At 66.8% G+C, this 20119-nt stretch carries 16 protein-coding genes; 9 read left to right on the top strand and 7 right to left on the bottom strand.

The features are described from left to right. Positions 1-39: 39 nt before the first annotated feature. Genes NDN16_RS01615 through NDN16_RS01625 form a run of 3 tightly spaced genes read right to left on the bottom strand, consistent with a single transcriptional unit; the run spans position 40 to position 2926 of the window. The gene (locus tag NDN16_RS01615; protein WP_251111864.1) at positions 40-861 is read right to left on the bottom strand and encodes a carbohydrate ABC transporter permease; all 822 of its coding nucleotides are present in this window, start codon (positions 859-861) and stop codon (positions 40-42) included. Further along, positions 861-1754: a carbohydrate ABC transporter permease gene (locus NDN16_RS01620; RefSeq protein WP_251112083.1), complete on the bottom strand. Its 894-nt coding sequence runs from the start codon at positions 1752-1754 to the stop codon at positions 861-863. The genes NDN16_RS01615 and NDN16_RS01620 overlap by 1 nt, the downstream gene beginning before the upstream one ends. 26 nt (positions 1755-1780) lie before the next feature. After that, positions 1781-2926, bottom strand: coding sequence for an ABC transporter ATP-binding protein (locus tag NDN16_RS01625; RefSeq protein WP_251111865.1), 1146 nt, complete (start codon positions 2924-2926; stop codon positions 1781-1783). A 149-nt stretch (positions 2927-3075) separates the two neighbouring features. On the opposite strand from NDN16_RS01625, the gene NDN16_RS01630 reads away from it, so the two are divergent. Beyond that, entirely contained in the window at positions 3076-4581 is a 1506-nt protein-coding gene (locus NDN16_RS01630; protein ID WP_251111866.1) for a DASS family sodium-coupled anion symporter, read from the top strand. Here NDN16_RS01630 and NDN16_RS01635 read toward each other — a convergent pair. Together NDN16_RS01635 and NDN16_RS01640 are read right to left on the bottom strand one after the other, a co-directional pair. Next, the gene (locus tag NDN16_RS01635; protein ID WP_251111867.1) at positions 4572-6842 is read right to left on the bottom strand and encodes a heavy metal translocating P-type ATPase; all 2271 of its coding nucleotides are present in this window, start codon (positions 6840-6842) and stop codon (positions 4572-4574) included. The genes NDN16_RS01630 and NDN16_RS01635 overlap by 10 nt on opposite strands. 93 nt (positions 6843-6935) lie before the next feature. Then, positions 6936-7832, bottom strand: a complete 897-nt coding sequence (locus NDN16_RS01640; RefSeq protein ID WP_251111868.1) for a LysR family transcriptional regulator — start codon at positions 7830-7832, stop codon at positions 6936-6938. Between the two features lie 102 nt (positions 7833-7934). Here NDN16_RS01640 and NDN16_RS01645 point away from each other — a divergent pair, with 102 nt between their 5' ends. The 3 genes from NDN16_RS01645 to NDN16_RS01655 are packed head-to-tail and all read left to right on the top strand — an operon-like array spanning position 7935 to position 11325. Further along, positions 7935-8903: a Bug family tripartite tricarboxylate transporter substrate binding protein gene (locus NDN16_RS01645; protein ID WP_251111869.1), complete on the top strand. Its 969-nt coding sequence runs from the start codon at positions 7935-7937 to the stop codon at positions 8901-8903. Next, the gene (locus tag NDN16_RS01650) at positions 8900-10384 is read left to right on the top strand and encodes a sulfatase-like hydrolase/transferase (protein WP_251111870.1); all 1485 of its coding nucleotides are present in this window, start codon (positions 8900-8902) and stop codon (positions 10382-10384) included. Before NDN16_RS01645 ends, NDN16_RS01650 begins: the two co-directional genes overlap by 4 nt. Beyond that, complete coding sequence (locus NDN16_RS01655) at positions 10381-11325, top strand: formylglycine-generating enzyme family protein (protein WP_251111871.1); 945 nt, start codon at positions 10381-10383, stop codon at positions 11323-11325. The genes NDN16_RS01650 and NDN16_RS01655 overlap by 4 nt, the downstream gene beginning before the upstream one ends. Before the next feature lie 26 nt (positions 11326-11351). On the opposite strand, the gene NDN16_RS01660 is transcribed toward NDN16_RS01655, so the two are convergent. Further along, entirely contained in the window at positions 11352-11942 is a 591-nt protein-coding gene (locus NDN16_RS01660) for a TetR/AcrR family transcriptional regulator (RefSeq protein WP_251111872.1), read from the bottom strand. A 221-nt stretch (positions 11943-12163) separates the two neighbouring features. Between NDN16_RS01660 and NDN16_RS01665 the strand changes: the two genes are divergently transcribed. Together NDN16_RS01665 and NDN16_RS01670 are read left to right on the top strand one after the other, a co-directional pair. Further along, complete coding sequence (locus NDN16_RS01665) at positions 12164-13372, top strand: efflux RND transporter periplasmic adaptor subunit (RefSeq protein WP_251111873.1); 1209 nt, start codon at positions 12164-12166, stop codon at positions 13370-13372. Further along, the gene (locus tag NDN16_RS01670) at positions 13369-16554 is read left to right on the top strand and encodes an efflux RND transporter permease subunit (RefSeq protein ID WP_251111874.1); all 3186 of its coding nucleotides are present in this window, start codon (positions 13369-13371) and stop codon (positions 16552-16554) included. The genes NDN16_RS01665 and NDN16_RS01670 overlap by 4 nt, the downstream gene beginning before the upstream one ends. On the opposite strand, the gene uxuA is transcribed toward NDN16_RS01670, so the two are convergent. Then, the gene (gene uxuA, locus NDN16_RS01675; RefSeq protein ID WP_251111875.1) at positions 16508-17728 is read right to left on the bottom strand and encodes a mannonate dehydratase; all 1221 of its coding nucleotides are present in this window, start codon (positions 17726-17728) and stop codon (positions 16508-16510) included. The genes NDN16_RS01670 and uxuA overlap by 47 nt on opposite strands. Before the next feature lie 119 nt (positions 17729-17847). Between uxuA and NDN16_RS01680 the strand changes: the two genes are divergently transcribed. From NDN16_RS01680 to NDN16_RS01690, 3 genes are all read left to right on the top strand, one after another. After that, a complete protein-coding gene (locus tag NDN16_RS01680) occupies positions 17848-18576 on the top strand; it encodes a GntR family transcriptional regulator (RefSeq protein WP_251111876.1) in 729 nt (242 codons plus the stop codon). Further along, positions 18576-19547: a TRAP transporter substrate-binding protein gene (locus NDN16_RS01685; protein ID WP_251111877.1), complete on the top strand. Its 972-nt coding sequence runs from the start codon at positions 18576-18578 to the stop codon at positions 19545-19547. The genes NDN16_RS01680 and NDN16_RS01685 overlap by 1 nt, the downstream gene beginning before the upstream one ends. Before the next feature lie 63 nt (positions 19548-19610). Beyond that, the gene (locus NDN16_RS01690) at positions 19611-20117 is read left to right on the top strand and encodes a TRAP transporter small permease (RefSeq protein ID WP_251111878.1); all 507 of its coding nucleotides are present in this window, start codon (positions 19611-19613) and stop codon (positions 20115-20117) included. The last annotated feature ends 2 nt before the right edge of the window (positions 20118-20119 follow it).

Genomic DNA, 20119 nt, shown 5'->3' on the forward strand with positions numbered 1-20119 from the left:
ATCTCCTGTCGATGAGCCGGACGGTTTTCCGGCTTCCGGTTACTTGACGCCGGTCATGGTGATCCCGGCGATGAAGTGCCGCCGCGCCATGAGGAAGCAGACGACCATGGGGGCGGTGATGAGGGTGGCGCCGGCCATCAGGGCGCCGTAATTGGCCCCGGATTCGACATCCGAGAAAAACAGCATGCCCAGCGGCGGCGGCGCGAGATTGGTGTCCGATACGACGATCATCGGCCAGTAGAGGTCGTTCCAGTGCGCGACGACCGAAAAGACGGAGAAGGCCGCGAGCGACGGCAGCGCGCCGCGCAGCACCAGCCGCCAGCAGATCTCCATTTCGGAGAACCCGTCCATGCGGGCCGCCTCGATGATCTCGTCCGGATAGCTGCGGAACGCCTGTCGGAACAGGAAGATGGCGAAGACCGACAGGAAGAAGGGCAGCATCATCGCGAAATAGCTGTTCAGCATCTGCGCCATCGCCAGACCGACGAAGAGCGGCAGCGCCAGCGCCTGCATCGGAATGCACAGGGCGGCGATGACCAGCGTCATCAGAAGCCGCCGTCCGGGGAACGGCAGCTTCGCCAACGCATAGGCCGCCGGCACCGCCGTCAGCACCTGAACCGCGAGAATGCCGAGGCAGACGATCGCGCCGTTGAGCATGAAGCGCGCCATCGGCACCTGCGACGCGGCGCGCGCATAATTGTCCGCGGCATCCGGAGGCGAGACGGTCGGCCACAGCGAGACATCGAAGATCTCGGCCGGCGAGCGCAGCGAGGTCAGGACCATCCAGTAGAAGGGCAGGAGCATGACGGCCGCGCCGGCAGCCAGGATGAAAACGCGAAGGAGCTGGCCGGAGCGGGTCATCAGTAGTGCACCTTCCGGTCCATCGAGAGCGTCTGGCCGATGGACAGCACGAGGACCAGCGCCAGGAAGATCAGCGTCAGCGCCGCGGCATAGCCGGTGTTGGAGTACTCGAAGCCTTCCAGGTACAGCGCATAGAGAACCGTCTCCGAGCCCGACCGCCCCTTCGTCAGCACGGCGACGGTTTCGAACACCTTGAGCGCGGATATGGAGGTGGTGACCACGACGAACATCGTGATCGGCCCCAGCATCGGCCATGTCACCGTCAGGAACCGGTCCACCGGGCTTTTCGCGCCGTCCAGCCGTGCGGCCTCGTAAAGATCCCGCGGGATGTTCGTCAGCCCCGCCAGAAACAGCACCATGTTGAAACCGAGCACCTGCCAGATGCCGATCAGCGCCAGCGTCGGTATCAGCAGCACGGGGTTGGACAGGAAGTAGACCGGCTCGAACCCCAGTGCCCGGATCGCCGCGTTGACCGGCCCCAGCGAGGGGTGCAGCAGGAACTGCCAGACGGTTGCCATGGCTACCAGGGTGGCCGTCACGGGCAGGAAATAGGCGACTTCCCAGAACGGTCGGCTGCCCTTCGTGCCGTCCACCAGCAGCGCCGCCCCGAGGCCGAGGCCGACCCCGAAGGGTATCACGAGCAGTGCGTACAGAAGCGTGTTGCCCATGGCGCGCATGAAGACGGGATCGGAGAAGGCAGCCGCGAAGTTGCGAAGACCGACGAAATCGAAGGACAGCGCGCCGAGCTGATAGTCTGTGACGGAAAACAGGCCGAGCGCCGCCATCGGCAGGATGTATATGCCCAGCAGTAGAAGGATGGCGGGAGCGGCGAAGGCGAGGCCGATCCAGCGACGCCGCGCCGGGCGGCGTGCAGCCGTGGACGGTGCGGTCATGCCGGATACGGCGAGTCCGGCGGTGCTCATGCAGCCACCTTCTCGCGCGTACGGGCTTCCAGCCGCCTGCCCTCCGTATCGAAGACGTGGATACGCTGCGGGGCGAAGGCGATCGAGGCGACGCCGTCGCGGTCCACGGGCAGGCTGTCGCCGACACGGGTGCGCATGGTGATCTCGACCCCGGCGCCGTCTTCCACCAGAAGGGTCAGGTAGCGGTCTGCCCCGTGGATTTCGCTCCGCATGAGGCGTGCCGGCATGCCCTCGGCGGCGAACCGCACGTCTTCCGGGCGGATGCCGAGGGTGCAGGAGCCGCGTGCTTGCTCGCAGACGAGACCCTGCCGGTAGCCGAACGCGCCGATCTGCCCGCCGCCGTCGATGGCGGCCGGAACGACGTTGATGGTCGGGGTGCCGATGAAGCGGGCGACCGCAAGGCTGTCGGGGCGCTCGTACAGCTCGGCCGGCGTGCCCAGCTGCAGGATGCGCCCGCCTTCCATCAGCGCGATGCGATCCGACATGGTCATCGCCTCGGTCTGGTCGTGCGTGACATAAATGAACGTCGCGCCGAGACGGCGGTGCAGCCCCGCCAGTTCGTCGCGCATATGGGCGCGCAGCTTGGCGTCGAGGTTCGACAGGGGCTCATCCATCAGAAAGGCGGCCGGTTGGCGAACCAGTGCGCGGGCCAGGGCGACGCGCTGGCGCTGGCCACCGGAAAGCTGGGCCGGCCGCCGGTCCAGAAGGGCCTCGATCCGCAACGTCCGCGCGGCATCCTCCACCTCGGCATCGATCGCGCGGATCGCGGCCCGGCGGCCCGGCGCGAGGCGTCCGACAAGCGGCAGGCGCGCCACGGACGACAGGCGGCGCATGCGCAGCGGCGTCGCAATGTTCTGCCGGACCGTCATATGCGGATAGAGCGCGTAGGACTGGAACACCATCGCAAGGTTCCGGTCGCTCGGATCGCGATCGGTCACATCCACGCCGCCGATGGCGACCGAGCCGCTGTCGGGGCTCTCGAGCCCCGCGATCAGCCGCAGAAGGGTCGATTTTCCGCAGCCCGACATGCCGACCAGCGACAGGAACTCGCCGGCACGCACGGTCAGGTCTATGCCTTTCAGCACCTCCTCCGAGCCGAACCGCTTGCCGATACCGGCAAGTTCCACCGATTGCGCAGCCATGCCATGCTCCTAACCTTTGGTGGAGCGATATCGGGCTGTTGCATGACGGGCGCATGAAGCTATTGCTGCGATTCGATGAAAGACGATCGTCTCGGGTGGACGTCCCACCGTGAAGACGCCGAGAGATCAAGCCGAGAAAGACCGTACGGATGCTGCAACCCCTGAACGAGACGATGCGCCATCTGCGGGCGGCGGTCCCCTTCCGGATCGTGCCGGCCATCGTGACGACGCTCGTGCTGGTCGCAATGCTGCTGGCGCCGACGCCGACCGGGTTGACCGACGACGGTTGGGTGATGCTGGCGATCTTCCTGACCACCATCGTCGCCATCATCCTGAAGGTCATGCCCATCGGCGTCATGGCGCTGATGGCCATGGTGATCGTATCGCTGGCGCAAGTGACCTCGCCCACCTCGCGCGGGGCGGTGGCCGATGCGCTCGGCAGCTTCTCCAACCCTCTGATCTGGCTGATCGTCATCGCCATCCTGATCTCGGTCGGCCTGAAGAAGTCGGGGCTCGGCAGGCGCCTCGGGCTCAACTTCATCGCGCTCGTCGGCAAGCGGACGATCGGTATCGGCTATGCCCTCGCCGCCTGCGAACTGCTGTTGGCGCCCGTCACGCCCAGCAATACCGCCCGCGGCGGGGGCATCGTCCATCCGATCATGCGTTCCATAGCCAGCGCCTTCGATTCCGACCCCGCCAAGGGGACCGAGGGGAAGGTCGGCACCTATCTGGCGCTGGTCAATTATCACGCCAATCCGATCACCTCGGCGATGTTCCTGACCGCGACGGCGCCCAACCCGCTGGTGCAGGATTTCCTGTCGCGAGCCAGCGGAGGGACGCTCCACCTCAGCTGGACCGCCTGGGCCCTCGCGATGCTGGTGCCCGGGCTTCTCGCAATCCTCGTCATGCCGCTCGTCATCTATCTTCTTTCGCCGCCGCAGGTGAAGGAAACCCCGGATGCCGTGGCCTTCGCCAAATCCGAACTGGCGCGAATGGGGCCGCTTTCCTCGTCCGAGCGGGTCATGGCCGCCGTGTTCGCGCTGCTCCTCGTGCTGTGGGCAAACCTGCCTGCAATGATCATGGGCGATGGCTGGCTGCTCGCCCCGACCATGGTTGCGCTGCTGGGCCTGTTCCTGCTGGTGATCACGGGCACAATCGACTGGAACGACGTGCTCGGGGAGAAGAGCGCCTGGGATACGCTGATCTGGTTCGGTGCGCTTGTGATGATGGCGGAACAGCTCAACAGGCTGGGCGTGATCGCCTGGTTCTCCAACGGCATGGATTCGGCCATCGCCTCGGCGGGACTGTCCTGGCCCGTCGCCGCCGGGCTTCTGGTCCTGATTTTCACCTTCTCGCACTATTTCTTCGCCAGCACGACGGCGCATATCAGCGCCATGATGTTCGCGTTCCTGACGGTGGGCGTCGGCATCGTGCCCCCGGAGTACCAGGCGCCCTTCATGCTGCTGATGGCGGCGGCCTCCGCCATCATGATGACGCTGACGCACTACGCCACCGGCACCTCGCCCATCATCTTCGGCAGCGGCTACGTCACGATGGGGAAGTGGTGGAGCGTCGGGTTCGTCATGTGCGTGATCGAGCTTGCCATCTTCGCAACGGTCGGCTGCCTGTGGTGGCGTATCCTCGGCTATTGGTAGGAGCGCTCGCGCGTCGGGTCGAAGCCCAGAAGGCGCAGGGCGTTCAACGTCACCAGCACGGTCGCGCCCGTATCCGCCAGGATGGCGATCCAAAGGCCGGTGATGCCCAGGATGGACGTGACAAGGAATACGGCTTTCAGCCCGAGGGCAATGGACACGTTCTGGTGGATATTGCCCATGGTGGCCCGCGCCAGCCGGACAAGCGCCGGCACGTCCACGACCCTGTCGCGCAGGATCGCCGCATCGGCCGTCTCCAGCGCCACGTCGGTGCCGGAGCCCATGGCGACGCCGACAGCCGCCTGCTTGAGGGCCGGCGCGTCGTTGATGCCGTCGCCGATCATCATGACGCCGCCTCGTGCGCCGATCTCACGCACCGCCGACAGCTTGTCCTCCGGCATCATCCCCGCCTTGAACTCCATGCCGAGCCCGCCGGCGACGGCCTTGGCCGTGCGGGGATTGTCGCCCGTCAGCATGACCGCGCCGACGCCCAGCCGCTTCAACTGGGCGATGGCCTCCCGCGCATCCTCGCGCGCCTCGTCGCGCAGTGCCAGGATGCCTAGCGGACGGCCGTCCCGATAGACCGCGACGACCGTCTTGCCCTCGCTCTCCAGCGTCTCCGCCAGGCTTGCGCCCTCGGCATCGATGCCGCCCTCGGTCGCGGCATGGCGCGGCGAGGCAACCACCGCGCGCGCGCCGTCCACCATGGCCTCGGCGCCCTTGCCCACCAATGCCCGTGCGTCGCCGGCGGAGAGCGGCGGGATGCCGTCCGCTCCGGCGCGCTTCAGGACGGCCTGCGCCAGCGGGTGGCTCGAGCCGGCCTCGACGGCGGCCGCGACGGCCAGCAGTTCGGACGCTTTCACCCCTGCGGCGGGGCGGATATCCACCACCTCCGGCCTGCCATGCGTGAGCGTGCCCGTCTTGTCGAAGGCGACGGTGCGGACGGCCGAGGTCGCCTCGATCACCGCGCCGCCCTTCATCAGAAGGCCTTTGCGCGCGCCGGCCGACAGCGACGAGGCGATGGAGGCGGGGACCGAGATGACCAGCGCGCAGGGACAGCCGATCAGAAGCAGAGCAAGCCCGCGATAGACCCAGGTGTCCCAATCCGCGCCGAAGGCCAGCGGCGGAACCAGCACCACCAGGGCGGCGACCGCCACGATGGCCGGCATGTACCAGCGGCTGAAGCGGTCGATGAAACGTTCCGTGGGCGCGCGCGCCTCTTCCGCATCTTCGACGAGGCGGATGATGCGGGCGATGGTGTTGTCGGACGGCTCCTTCGTCACGGTGACGCGCAGCACCGCCTCGGTATTGATGGAGCCGGCGAAGACGGCCTCTCCCGGACCCTTCGTCAGCGGTACGCTTTCGCCCGTCACGGGGCTTTCGTCGATGCCGCTCGTGCCCTCGGCGATATCGCCGTCGGCGGGGATCCTGTCTCCCGGCCGCACCAGCACAGTCTGGCCGATCCGCAGGGTGTCGGCCGCAACTTCACGCGTCGCACCGCCCTCGTCCAGAAGGGCGGTCTTGGGCACCAGGTCGGCCAGCGCCCGGATTCCGTCACGCGCCTTGCCGGCCGCGACGCCCTCCAGGACCTCGCCGACAGCAAACAGGAACACGACGAGCGCGGCTTCCTCGGCTGCGCCGATCCACAATGCACCCACCACCGCGATGGTCATGAGGCTTTCGATGGTAAAGGGCTGGCCCATGCGTGCCGCCTCGAAGGCCCGACGCGCGACGGGCATCACCCCGACGAGGCACGCAGCGAGGAACGCCCAGTAGCCGTAGCGGGCCCCGGTCAGCATCTCGAAGGCCCAGGCGCAGGCCAGCAGGGCGCCCGTCAGCAGAACCAGGCGGCCCTTGGCCGTCTGGAACCAGCGCTTGCCCCTGTCGGCGGGGTCGTCATGGACATGTCCCCCATGTGCGGCTGCCTCCGCCTTGCGGTCGTGATCGTGATCGTGGCGATGCCCGTGGCCGCCATCGGCGGCATGGCCGCCGCAACACGATCCCGCATGGTCATGGCCTGTGCGATCGTCGGGGGCCCTGCCCGCGCGCGGGGCGATGCCATAGCCGAGCCGGCGGACCGTATCCTCGACATCGGCATCCGCGCCCGGAAGGAGATTGAGCGAAAGGCGCTCGCTCATCAGCCCGACCTCGACGTCGGAGACGCCCGGCAGCCTGCCGAGCGCGTTCCGGACCTTCGTTGCACACGCGGCGCAATCCATCCCGGTGACCGTCCATTCCCGTCGTTGCGCGCTATCGTCTCTCATCCAACCCGTCCCGAATGCTGGGCCCGCAACATGCGCGGGCCATCGTGATTCCGGACCCTGCCTCCTCTAGCGGCTAGAGGAGCAAGCGAAATATCACCCGGCCTTCATTGCGCCCCTCTGACGGGCAATGGCCACGAGGTTGTCCAGCGCCGGAAATCGGCTCTTGCGATTCCAGGCCATCAACAGTTGCGCGGTCGGGGATTGGGACCGCAGGATAGGCCGATAGACCGCGCCTTCGAATCGGATGACGGCGACGCTTTCGGGAAACAGGGCCAGGCCGAAGCCGCTGGCCACGAGCGCCAGGATCGCGTGGAGGTCGTCCACCTCCTGGACGATATGGGGAACGATCCCCCGCGCCGCGAAGGCATCGCGGAACCGACCGTCGATATAGCGCGACTTGTTGCGTGTCGCGGCTATGAAAGGCTCGTCGCGTAGGTCTTCGATGGCGATCGCGGCCTTGCCGGCCAGGCGATGCCCTGCGCCGAGCGCCACGACATAACGCTCTTCGCTGAGAAGCAGCGTCTCGAAATCCTCCTGACCCTGCCATGGCCGCATCAGGGCGATATCGATCCTGCCCGCACGCAACTCGTCGACCTGCCTGTGCGACACCATCGAATGCAGGTTCATGAGGACATCCGGATAGCGTGCCGTATAGGCCGACATGAGATCCGGCAGGGTGCGAAACGCCGCCGCGTCCACGAACCCCATCCGGATCGCCCCGTGCAGGCCGCCTGCGGCGCGCCGCGCCAGGGCGCTGGTGACGTTCCAGCGGCGGATGAGTTCCTCCGCCTCCGGCACCAGGGTCTGCCCTGCAAACGTCAGCGCCACCTGCCGGCGGGTCCTGTCGACCACCTCGACCCCCAGCAGCGCCTCGAGCCGTGCGATCTGCTGGCTCAGCGCTGGCTGGCTCAGCCCCAGGCGCGCCGCCGCCCTGACGAAATTGAGCTCTTCCGCCAGTGTCACGAAAGACTGCAGGAGCCGAATGTCCAACGCGACACCTATAAGTTTGTCTTATTTCACTATAGCAACCTATACCCGCACGATGCCCAAGGCAGCCATGAAAACGGCGCCGAGGGAGGGAGACCCGGGATGATGTTCAAGACGACACATTTGGCGATGGCCGGCATCGCGATGCTCATGATGTCCGCAAACCAGACCGCCGCACAGGAATGGCCGTCGCAGCCGATCACCTTCATCGTTCCGTTCGCCGCGGGCGGCAACACCGACCTGATCGCTCGGCTCATCGCGCCGGCCCTCAGCGAGCGGCTGGGACAACCCGTCATCGTCGACAACCGCCCCGGCGCCGGCGGCACGACAGCCACCGCCGAAGTGGCGCGCGCCGCCCCCGACGGGTATACGATGCAAGTCGGGGATATCAGTACGCACGGCATCGGACCGCTCATCTACGAGCAGATCGCCTACGACCCCGTTGCCGATTTCGCCCCCGTCATACAGGCCACCAACGTCTCGCTGGTGATGGTCGCCAACAAGGATCTCGGGCTTGCCAGCGTTGCCGACCTGGTGGAGCGCGCCAAGGCCGACCCGGACGATTTTGCCTATGCGTCGTCGGGGATCGGCTCGCCGCAACATCTTGCCTTCGAATATTTCAAGTCGCTTGCCGGCATCGACATCGTGCACGTTCCCTACAACGGCTCGGCCCAGGCGCTGACCGACGTGGTCGCCGGGCATGTACAGGTCATGATCGACGGGACCGCCGTGCCCCAGGTGCAGTCCGGGGGCCTGACCGGACTTGCCGTCACGGGAACGGAACGCTCCGCTGCGCTGCCGGATACGCCCACCATGGAAGAGGCCGGGATACCGGGCTACAGCTTCATGTCCTGGCACGGCATCTTCTTTCCAGCCGGCGTGCCCGATGAGATCGTGTCCCGCGTGAACGCCGAGATACGGACGATCCTCGACAGCGAGGCCACGCGCAAGCGCCTTTCGGACCTGAACATCGACGTCGCCGGCGGCAGCCCGGAGGACTTCTCCGCGCACATCGCGGCACAAAAGGCGAAGTTGCAGCAACTCATCGACCTTGCCGGGGTCACGGCTCAGTGAGCGCGGCCCCGAACGTCCTGTTCGTGACCGTGGATCAATGGCCGGGGCATCTGTTGGGCTGCGCCGGCCACCCGGCGATCGAGACCCCGACCCTGGACCACCTCGCCCGTATCGGCAGGCGCTACGCCAACGCCTATTCCGAATGCCCGATCTGCATTCCGGCAAGACGCAGCATCATGACGGGAACCTCGCCCCGCCGCCACGGAGACCGCGACTTCCAGCCCGATCTCCCGATGCCGGCGGATCTGCCCACACTGGCCGCCACGTTCCGCGCGGCCGGATATCAGACCCAGGCCATCGGCAAGCTGCACGTCTATCCGCAGCGCGACCGCATCGGCTTCGACGACGCCATGCTGGCGGAGGAAGGTCGAGGGGCGCTCGGCTCTGTCGACGATTACGAGATGTTCCTTGCGGACAAGGGCCATGCCGGCCGCCAGTTCATGCACGGCATGAGCAACAACGAGTATGGCTGGCGCTGCTGGCACCTGCCGGAAGAGCTGCATGTCACCAACTGGACGACGTTGACGGCGGCCCGCAGCATCCAGCGGCGCGACACTACACGGCCGGGCCTTTGGCACGTCTCCTACACGCATCCGCACCCGCCCCTCGTCCCGCTGGCGAGCTACGTCGAGCGCTATCGCAACCGCCCGGTCCCGCCGCCGGAGACGGGCGACTGGGCCCGCGATCCGGACGCCCTGCCGCAGGCCCTCAAGACGACGCGCGCCTACTGGCCGCAACTACCGGCCGACCAATTGGCGGACGTACGCCGCGCCTTCTATGCGCTGTGCACCCATATCGACCACCAGTTGCGCCTGCTGATCGGCACGCTGCGGGAAGAGCAGATCCTTTCCAATACGATCATCCTGATCACCAGCGATCACGGCGACATGCTGGGCGACCACGGCCTCTTCGCCAAGCGGCTGATGTTCGAGCAGTCGGCCAAGGTTCCGATGATCCTCGTCGGGGCTGCCGGCGATGCGCGGGCTTGCGGCGGCACGGTGGACGATCGGCTCGTCGGCATGCAGGACATCATGCCGACCCTGCTCGACCTATGCGGACTACCGACCCCCGGGACGTGCGAAGGGCGGTCGATGGTGGGCGACGATCCACGCGACACCTTCTATGCCGAAAGCCTTTCCGGCGCGAAGGCCATGCGCATGATCCGCGACAGGCGCCACAAGCTGATCTGGTACCCCGGCGGCAACCGCTTCCAGCTTTTCGACCTGGAGACCGATCCGCTGGAGATGCGCGACCTGTCGGACGATCCGTCGCATCGGACGACGCTCGACAGCTTGAAATCCCGCCTCGTCGCCGAGCTTTACGGGCAGGATCTCGAGTTCGTGCAGGACGGCATGCTCGTCGGTGTCGCGGCGGACGAAACTCCGCCGCCTGCCAACCGGGGCCTTTCGGGCCAGCGGGGCCTGCACTATCCCGCCCCGAGGCTGCAGGACCCGTCCATCGTTGCCGGCGGCGCGCTGTGACGAAGCATCAGAACGCCTCCGGTTGCTGCATCGCGGCGGCCGGCGGGTCGGTGGCGCGGCCCCGGCTGCCGCCGACGACGGCGGAAAGCGGGGGCGCCGGCGACGGCGCGATCGCGATATCGATTCCCGGCGGACGATCCTTCGTCGGGACATCCCGCCCGTTGATCGAGGCGGACGGCGAGGGCCCCGTCGCATGGCTTCGCCTGCGCCCCTACCGGATAGAGGCGGAGCCGGTGACGAACGAACGGTTTGCGGCCTTCGCCGATCGGACCGGCTACGAAACCGACGCGGAGCGGCTGGGCTGGTCGTTCGTCTTTTCTCCCGCCTCGCCCCATGAGGAGCATGCCGAAGGCGCCGCCTGGTGGGTGCGCAGGAACGGCGCGTGCTGGCGCGCGCCGAACGGACCGGGCAGTTCGTGGGAAGAGATCGCGAACCATCCCGCGGTGCACATCTCGTTCCACGACGCGACGGCCTTCGCGGCGTGGGCCGGCGGACGCCTGCCCACCGAAGCCGAGTGGGAGCACGCGGCGCGCGGCGGCCTCGAGGATCCGCGTTACCCGTGGGGCGACCGAGAGCCGGACGATACCGGCTTCACGCCCTGCAATATCTTCCAGGGCCGCTTTCCCGATGCTGATACGGGCAAGGACGGCTATTCCGGGACGTCGCCGGTGCGGTCCTTCCCCTCGAACGGCTACGGCCTCCACGACATGGCAGGCAACGTCTGGGAGTGGTGTTCCGACGCATTCCGCGTGCGCTCGCTGCGCAAGGCCGCCAGGCTGCGCAACGGTTCGGCCGCGCGGGACGGGCAAAGGGTGCTGAAGGGCGGCTCCTTCCTGTGCCACCGATCCTATTGCTGGCGCTATCGCATCGCTGCCCGCAACGGCGGCGCCCCCGATTCAGGCGCCGCGCATATCGGCTTCCGGCTGGCCTACGACGCCTGAAGCGTTCTTGCTCGATTGAATTTACGCTAGGCCGGCGGCCAGGTCCGCATGGTCATTTCAACCACTTGCCGCAGGTCTTCCCTGCTGGCGCCGCTGGCCGCCTGGACCGCGATGCCGTTGGCCACGGTCATGACGTATCGTGCGAGATCCTCCGGATCGACGCTGGCCGGCAGGTCGCCCGACGCCTTCCATTCCTGCATGCGGCGGCAGAGCGCGGCTTCGCTTTCGGCCCGCCGCTCGCACAATTCCCGGCGGATCGTCTCGCTGGCCTCGCTGCAGACGAGCGCTCCCTGGACCATCAGGCAACCCTTCGGCCTGTCATCCGCGGCGTCGACCCCGGCGAAACCAAGTAGCAGCAACTCCACCGCACGTCGCGAGGTCGGCTCGTTCAACGTGTCGCAGGCAGTGTCGGACCGGCGCGAGGCATATCGGTCCAGCGCCTTGCGGAACAGTTCCTCCTTGTTGCCGAACACGGCGTAGAGGCTGGGCTTGGCGATGCCCATCGCTTCCGTCAGGTCGGCCAAGGATGTTCCTTCGTAGCCCTGACGCCAGAAAAGCTCCATCGCCCTGTCGAGGGCCACATCGGGATCGAACTCCCGCGGACGGCCGACACCCATCGAATTATTCCTTTCCTGCTCGTCGATCCGACGTCGTCAAAATTTTATACCCATCGGTAAATTAATCCGTTGACACTTCGGTTCCAAGCCCCTAATTCATTTCTTACCGATCGGTAATCAACAATTTTCTTCGGTGCCCGGCCTCGTCTTCCGGGCATGACCGCTGTCGCATGCCGTCAGCCGGCCGACGCTCGTCTTCCCTCCATTATCAGGAAAACGCCATGTCCAGCATCCGCAGAATCGTGAACTGGGTCGTCGGCATTTTCGCCACGCTCGCCACGCTGGCCTTCTTCATCGTCCTCATCGGCATCGGATTCATCGGGCGCAACGCCGGGGCCGATACGCTCCAGGGTGCGCAGCCGGCCTCCGTCGCGCGCGTCGAGCGCCGGCCCGTCGAACTCTGGACGCGCTTTTCGGGAAGGCTCGAAGCCGTCGAGCGCGTGGAGATCCGTTCACGCGTGGCCGGCGCCATCGAGGCTGCCCATTTCCGCGAGGGCAGCCTGATCGAAGAAGGCGCGCCGCTTCTTACGATCGATCCGGCGCCCTACCAGGCCGCCGTCTCGCGCGCGCAATCGGAGCTTGAGGCGGCCAAGGCGCGCCTTGCCTACGCCCGCGGCGAATTGCAGCGCGGCACGCAGCTTCAGGGCAACCGCACGATAGCCGTGTCCGAATACGAGCGGCGCATCCAGGCCAGCCTGGAGGCCGAGGCGCAGCTCGCGGCCGCGGAAGCGATGCTGCGCAGCGCGCGGCTGGACCTTGCCTATACGGACATTCGCGCCCCGGTTTCCGGGCGCATCGGGCGGCTGGAGGTGACGGCCGGCAACCTCGTTTCGGCCGGCGCCGGCTCGCCCGTCCTGGCGCGCATGGTTTCCGTGGATCCGATCTACGCAAGCTTCGACGCCGACGAGGGCACGGTCGACGGCCTTCTCGCCGCGCCCGACGCATTGGATCGCGTCCCCGTGGAAATGGACCTTGCCGACGGCAGCTCGGTGGAGGGGCATATTCAGTTGATCGATCCGAGCGTCGATCCGGAAAACGGCACCGTGGGCATCCGCGTGGCGTTCTCCAATGCGGACGGCGCGTTGCTGCCGGGCCAGTTCGCGCGGATCCGCCTCGGCGAGGCGAATGCGGCGCCGGCCATACTGGTCGCCGAGCGCGCGGTCGGCACCGACCAGGACCGGCGCTACGTGGTGGTCGTCGGCCAGGACGACACGGTGGAATATCGCAACGTCAAGCTGGGTCGCGCCTCCGGCGACATGCGCGTTGTGGAAAGCGGCCTTGCGGAAGACGAGCGCATCGTCGTCAACGGCCTGCAACGCCTGCGTCCCGGCGCACGCGTCGCGCCGCAGATGGTGTCGATGGAAACGGGCCTCCCCCTGTCGACGCGCACGGCCGAGGCCGGACCGGCAACCGAACGAGAACAGCCATGAACATCTCGCGATTCTTCATCGACAGGCCGGTCTTCGCCGGCGTCCTGTCCTTCATGATCTTCCTTGGTGGCCTTCTGTCCATCTTCGCGCTGCCGATCAGCGAATATCCGGATGTCGTACCGCCATCCATCGTGGTGCGGGCCACCTATCCCGGCGCGAACCCGGCCGTGATCGCCGAGACGGTGGCAACCCCGCTGGAAGAGCAGGTCAACGGCGTGGAAGACATGCTCTACATGTCCAGCCAGACGACGACGGACGGCGTCATGCAGCTGACCGTCACCTTCCGCATCGGCACCGACCCGGACCAGGCCCAGCAGCTCGTGCAGAACCGCGTCGCCCAGGCCGAACCGCGCCTGCCCGAAGAGGTGCGCCGTCTCGGCGTAACCGTGGTCAAATCCTCTCCCGACCTGATGCTCGTCGTGCATCTGACCTCGCCCAACGGGCGCTACGACCTGACCTATCTTCGCAACTACGCCCTCATCAACGTGCGCGACCGGCTGGCGCGCGTGGAGGGCATGGGGCAGGTGCAGCTTTTCGGCTCGGGCGACTATTCCATGCGCATCTGGCTCGACCCGGAAAAGACGGCCGCGCGCGGCCTGTCGGCAAGCGACGTGGTGCAGGCCGTACGCGAGCAGAACATCCAGGCGGCCGCAGGCGTCATCGGCGCGTCGCCCAGCGTGCCGGGAGTCGACTTCCAGCTTTCGGTCAACGCGCAGGGCCGCCTGAAGGATGTCGAGGAATTCTCCGACATCATCGTACGGACGGACCCGGAAACCGGCGCCCTCACCCGCATCCGCGACATAGGCCGCGTGGAGCTTGGCGCCAGCGACTATGCGCTGCGCTCGCTCCTGTCCAACGAGCCGGCCGTCGCCATACCGGTCTTCCAGGCCCCCGGCTCCAACGCCATCGCCATCGCGGACGAGGTCCGCTCCATCATGGCCGAGATCAAGCAGACCATGCCGGAGGGCATCGACTACGAGATCGTCTACGATACGACGCAGTTCGTCCGCGCCTCCATCGAGGCCGTCGTGGACACGCTGCTGGAGGCGGTCCTGCTGGTCGTGCTGGTGGTCATCGTATTCCTGCAGACCTGGCGCGCCTCGATCATACCGCTCCTGGCCGTGCCGGTGTCGATCGTCGGCACCTTCGCGGTCATGTATTTCCTGGGATTCTCGATCAACGCGCTCAGCCTGTTCGGCCTCGTTCTCGCCATCGGCATCGTCGTCGACGACGCCATCGTGGTCGTCGAGAATGTCGAGCGCAACATCGAGAACGGCCTTGCCCCGCGCGAGGCCACCTACAAGGCCATGAGCGAGGTATCGGGCCCGATCATCGCCATCGCGCTGGTGCTGGTGGCCGTCTTCGTGCCGCTGGCCTTCATCTCGGGCCTGACCGGGCAGTTCTACCGTCAGTTCGCGCTGACCCTCGCCATCTCCACCGTCATCTCAGCCTTCAACTCGCTGACCTTGTCGCCGGCGCTGGCGGCGCTGCTGCTGCGCGGGCACGACGCCCCGAAGGACCGCCTCACGCGGTTCCTGGACAGGACGCTCGGCTGGTTCTTCCGCGGTTTCAACCGCTTCTTCGGGGCCAGCTCCAGGCGCTACGGCAACGGGTTGGCCCGGGTCATTTCCCGCAAGGGCATCACCCTCGGGCTTTATGTCCTGCTGGTGGCCATGACGGCGGTGCTCTTCAACTCCGTGCCCGGCGGCTTCGTGCCGGCGCAGGACAAGCAGTATCTCGTCGGATTCGCGCAACTGCCGGACGGCGCCTCGCTCGACCGCACGGAGGCGGTGGTCCGAACCATGGGCGAGATCGCGCTGGAGACGCCGGGCGTCGAAAGCACGATCGCCTTCCCCGGCCTGTCGATCAACGGCTTCACCAACTCGTCCAACGCCGGCGTCGTGTTCCTGGCGCTCGACCCGTTCGAGGATCGCAAGACCGCCGCGCTTTCGGCAGGCGCCATCGCGCAGAGCCTCAACGGGCGCTTCGCCGGGATAGAGGAAGCCTTCACCGCCATCTTCCCGCCGCCGCCGGTGCAGGGGCTGGGAACGATCGGCGGCTTCAAGCTGCAGATCGAGGATCGGGCCGGCAACGGGTTCCAGGCTCTCGACGATACGGTGGAGGCGTTTCTGGAACGCGCCCGGCAGGCGCCCGAACTCGTAGGCCTCTTCACCGGATACGGCATCGACGTGCCGCAGCTTTTCGCCGACGTCGACAGGGCCCGCGCCCGCCAGCTCGATGTCCCCATCACGGAGATATTCAACACGCTGCAGATCTATCTGGGCTCGCTCTACGTCAACGACTTCAACCAGTTCGGCCGCACCTATTCGGTCCGCGTCCAGGCCGATGCGCCCTATCGCGCGCGGGCCGAGGACATCGGCTCGCTGAAGGTGCGGTCCAACGCCGGCGAAATGATCCCCTTGTCGGCCCTGATGGATGTCGATCTCGTCTCCGGGCCGGAGCGCGCCCTGCGCTACAACGGCTTCCTGTCGGCCGACGTCAACGGCAACGCCGCGCCCGGCTACTCGACGGGGCAGGCGCAGGCTGCGGTGGAGCGTGTGGCGGCGGAAACGCTGCCGCCGGGCTTTTCCTTCGAATGGACGGAGCTGACCTACCAGGAGATCATCGCAGGCAATTCGGGCGTGATCATCTTCCCGCTTGCGCTGCTCCTCGTCTTCCTGGTTCTGGCCGCCCAATACGAAAGCCTGACCTTGCCGATAGCGATCCTGCTGATCGTGCCGGCCGGCCTTTTCTCGGCGCTCACCGGCATCTGGCTGACCGGCGGCGACAACAACATCTTCACGCAGATCGGCCTGATCGTGCTTGTCGGACTATCGGCCAAGAACGCCATCCTGATCGTGGAGTTCGCCCGCGAACTGGAGGCGGAGGGCCGCAGCGCCAGAGATGCGGCCATCGAGGCCCCGCGGCTTCGGCTGCGGCCGATCCTGATGACGTCGCTGGCCTTCGTCATGGGCGTTCTGCCGCTCGTCCTGTCGACGGGCGCCGGCGCGGAGATGCGCTCGGCCATGGGCATCGCCGTCTTCGCCGGCATGATCGGCGTAACGCTGATCGGCCTGTTCCTGACGCCGGTCTTCTACGTCTTGGTGCGTCGGCTTGCGCCGACGCGCCGCCAGGCTAAGCCGGCGCAGTCGCCACTGACGGGTGGGTCAGTGCCGTCATGACGCCACGCAGCTCCGCCAGGCCCTTCAGCCGCCCGATGATCGGGTAGCCGGGCTGCCCCTTGCGGCCGAGATCGTCGACGATGTCCTGTCCATGATCCGGCCGCATGGGTATCTGGTGGTCCGCCCGTCCCTCGGCCTTGCGGCGCGCTTCTTCCGCCACGATCGCCGCTATCAGGGCCACCATGTCGGTTCCGCCGCGCAGATGCTCGGCCTCGTGGAAGGACGCGGGCATGCCCGGCGTTTCCAGCGTCACATTGCGCAGATGCAGGAAATGCACGCGGGGGCCGAACTGCCGCATGATCGACGGCAGATCGTTGTCCGGCCGCGCCCCGAGCGAGCCGGAGCAGAGCGTCATGCCGTTTGCGGCGCTGTCGACCGCGTCGAGGATGGCCGCGTAATCCTGGGCCGTGGACATGATGCGCGGCAGGCCCAGCAGCGGGAAGGGCGGATCGTCCGGGTGGCAGCATAGCCGCATGCCCAGTCTTTCGGCCACAGGCGTCACCTCTTCCAGGAAGGCGATGAAATTCGCCCGCAAGGCATTCGCGTCGATGGAATCGTATTCGGCGAGGTGTCGGCCGACCTCCTGCGTCGTCATGCTTTCGGTCGAACCGGGAAGACCGGCCGTCACGTTGGCCGCCAGTTGCCACTTGCGCTCGTCGCTCATGTCGGCGAAGCGCGCGCCCGCCGCCTCGGCGACTTCCGGCCCGAAGCTTTCGGCCGCGCCGGCCCGCTGCAGGATGTGGATATCGAACGCAGCGAAATCGATATGGTCGAAGCGCATGGTGGTGCCGCCATGCGGCACGCGGAAGGCGAGATCCGTGCGGGTCCAGTCCAGCACAGGCATGAAGTTGTAGCAGATCGTCTGCAGCCCGGCGGCCGCAAGGTTTTCGAGGCTGACCTTGTAATTCGCGACATGGGCGCGCCAATCGCCCTTCTGCTTCTTGATGGCCTCCGACACCGGCAGGCTCTCCACGACCTCCCAGGAGAGGCCGGAAGCGCTGCCGTCCTTCATCCGGGCGATCTCGCCCTGCCGCCTGCCGATTTCCTCACCTGTCCAGACCGCACCGGTCGCGACGTGGTGCAGGGCGCTGACGACCCCTTCGACCCCGGCCTGCCGCATGTCGTCGACCGACGTCACGTCGTGCGGGCCGAACCACCGCCAAGTCTGCCTCATCAGGCACCCTCCCCTTGAATTGACCGACCACAGATACGCATCGGATGACGAATCCATAACTGAAGGTTGACTAGTATGGAAGTATGGCGAATATGGCGTCGAGGATGAGGAGACGTCTTTTGGGAGCTGGATCCGAGCGACCTGCGGTCGGGCTCGATGCCGACAGCGCGATTGCGCCGCAGCTCTACGAGAGTCTGCGGGGGCGTATCGTGCGTGCCGAGTTGCGCCCCGGCGAAATCATCTCCGAAACCGAGATCGCGAAGGCCTACTCCGTATCGCGCCAACCGGTGCGCGAGGCGTTCATCAAGCTGGGAGAGGCCGGTCTGGTGCGTGTACGCCCGCAGCGCGGCACGATGGTCAGCCCCATTTCGTCGGAATCGGTGATGGAGGCGCGTTTCGTCCGCGAGGCCATCGAGGCCGACGTGGTGCGGGCGGCGGCCGGATGCGCCGATGCCGCGGCGGCCCGCCGCCTGCTCGACCAGGTCGAAGCGCAGAAGCGTGTGGCGGAAGACGACGTCGCCGCCTTCATGAAGCTGGACGAACTGTTCCATCGCACCCTGGCCGAAATCGCCGGTGTGTCCTTCGCCTGGCGGGTCGTCGAGGACGTCAAGGCGCAGATGGACCGCATCCGCTATCTCAGCGTCGAGGAGATGCATGTGCGCCGGCTGATCGCCCAGCATGAAACGATTGCGCGGGCCATCGAGTCCGCCGACGCCGACGCCGCGGAAGAGGCCATGCGCGCGCACCTGCGCGAAATCCTCCGCACGCTGCCGGACATTGCCGCCGCCCATCCCGACCTGTTCGGGAAAGGCGGTCGAACCATTCAGGAACCTTCAGGGAGGATTTGATGACGATGCAATTCAGAACGGGCGCCGCGGCGCTTCTGGTGGCGCTGGCGACGGGCACCGGCGCACTGGCGCAGGAAGTGACGCTCAAGCTCGGCCATCTGGCCAACGAACAGAACTCCTGGCACAAGGCAGCGCTCCGCTTCGGCGAGGAGGTCGCGGCGCGGACCGAAGGTCGCATCGCGGTCGAAGTGTATCCGAACGATTCGCTCGGCCGCGAGATCGACCTGATAAACGGCATGCAGCTTGGCACGGTGGAGATGACCATCACCGGCGAAAGCCTGCAGAACTGGGCGCCGATGGCCGCCCTGCTGGCGCTCCCCTATGCCTACCAGACGCTCGAAGAGATGGATGCGGTCGCTTCCGGCGAGATCGGCGACCAGATCGAGGCGCAGATCGTCGAGCGCGCGCAGGTACGCCCCCTCGCCTATTTCGCGCGCGGCCCGCGCAACCTGACGGCCAACCGCGCCATCACCACGCCGGATGAGTTGCAGCGCATGCGCATGCGCGTGCCGAACGTGCCGCTATTCGTCGATACGTGGACGGCGCTCGGCGCGCTGCCGACGCCGATGGCTTTCTCGGAGGTCTTCACCTCGCTCCAGAACGGCACGATCGCCGGACAGGAAAACCCGCTCGCCCTGATCCAGAGCGCCTCGTTCAACGAGGTGCAGAGCCATGTGAACATGACCGAGCATGTTCGCTCGTGGATCTATCTTGCCATTGCCGAGCAGGTCTGGACCCAGCTCGACGAGGCCGACCAGGCCCACCTGACCGAGGCTGCCCGGATCGCGCAGGAGTTCGAGCGCCAGCAGTTCCTGGCCGACGAGGACGCCATCCGCGCCGATCTGGAGGCCAAGGGCATGACCTTCGTGGAAGTGGACCAGGCGGCCTTTGCGGAAAAGGCGCGCCAGCCCGTCATCGACTCGGTCGATGCGGAGATCCGCCCGACGGTCGAAGAGCTGTTCGCCCGCTGATCTGAAGCGCGTGACGGCCGGCCGAAATCGCCGGCCGTCGCGCGGAACGCATGGGGGATCGTCATGCATGTCCTGAGCCTGTTTTCGCGCGTGCTGGTCACCGCCAGCCGCAGTGTCGTCGGCCTCGCATTCTTCGCGCTGATCGCGGTGGTGACGCTGCAGATCGCCACGCGAACCTTTGGCCTGCCTTCGCCGGTCTGGACGGAAGAGCTGTCGCGCATCCTCCTGCTCTACATGGTCGCCTTCGGCATCGGCCTGTCGCTTATGACGGGCGAATTCGTGGCGGTCGACCTTCTGCAGGAAGCCGTTCCGGAACGCGTTTCCTGGTGGATGCGCCTCGTGGCGCTGGCCTCTACGGCGCTGCTGGCCGGGGTAATGATCTGGCCGGCCTGGCGCTTCGTTCAGATCGGCGCGTTTCAGCGCTCTCCGGCCCTCCGCGTGACCATGGATCTCGTCCACGCCAGCGTCTTCCTGCTGGCCGTCCTCCTGTTCCTGTTTTCCGCCCTGCGCGTGGCCGGCATGCTCGCCGGCACGGATGACGGGCGCCCGCAACGCCCCGAGGAAGCCTGATT

The organism is Aureimonas altamirensis, assembly GCF_023702225.1.
Classification (GTDB): Bacteria; Pseudomonadota; Alphaproteobacteria; order Rhizobiales; family Rhizobiaceae; genus Aureimonas; species Aureimonas altamirensis_B.

Bases quoted from the DNA above. Each gene is read 5' to 3' on its own strand.
- NDN16_RS01615 (WP_251111864.1), bottom strand. From the start codon at position 861: ATGACCCGCTCCGGCCAGCTCCTTCGCGTTTTCATCCTGGCTGCCGGC.
- NDN16_RS01620 (WP_251112083.1), bottom strand. From the start codon at position 1,754: ATGACCGCACCGTCCACGGCTGCACGCCGCCCGGCGCGGCGTCGCTGG.
- uxuA (WP_251111875.1), bottom strand. From the start codon at position 17,728: ATGAGGCAGACTTGGCGGTGGTTCGGCCCGCACGACGTGACGTCGGTC.
- NDN16_RS01630 (WP_251111866.1), top strand. From the start codon at position 3,076: ATGCTGCAACCCCTGAACGAGACGATGCGCCATCTGCGGGCGGCGGTC.
- NDN16_RS01665 (WP_251111873.1), top strand. From the start codon at position 12,164: ATGTCCAGCATCCGCAGAATCGTGAACTGGGTCGTCGGCATTTTCGCC.
- NDN16_RS01660 (WP_251111872.1), bottom strand. From the start codon at position 11,942: ATGGGTGTCGGCCGTCCGCGGGAGTTCGATCCCGATGTGGCCCTCGAC.
- NDN16_RS01685 (WP_251111877.1), top strand. From the start codon at position 18,576: ATGACGATGCAATTCAGAACGGGCGCCGCGGCGCTTCTGGTGGCGCTG.
- NDN16_RS01635 (WP_251111867.1), bottom strand. From the start codon at position 6,842: ATGAGAGACGATAGCGCGCAACGACGGGAATGGACGGTCACCGGGATG.
- NDN16_RS01690 (WP_251111878.1), top strand. From the start codon at position 19,611: ATGCATGTCCTGAGCCTGTTTTCGCGCGTGCTGGTCACCGCCAGCCGC.
- NDN16_RS01670 (WP_251111874.1), top strand. From the start codon at position 13,369: ATGAACATCTCGCGATTCTTCATCGACAGGCCGGTCTTCGCCGGCGTC.
- NDN16_RS01625 (WP_251111865.1), bottom strand. From the start codon at position 2,926: ATGGCTGCGCAATCGGTGGAACTTGCCGGTATCGGCAAGCGGTTCGGC.
- NDN16_RS01645 (WP_251111869.1), top strand. From the start codon at position 7,935: ATGTTCAAGACGACACATTTGGCGATGGCCGGCATCGCGATGCTCATG.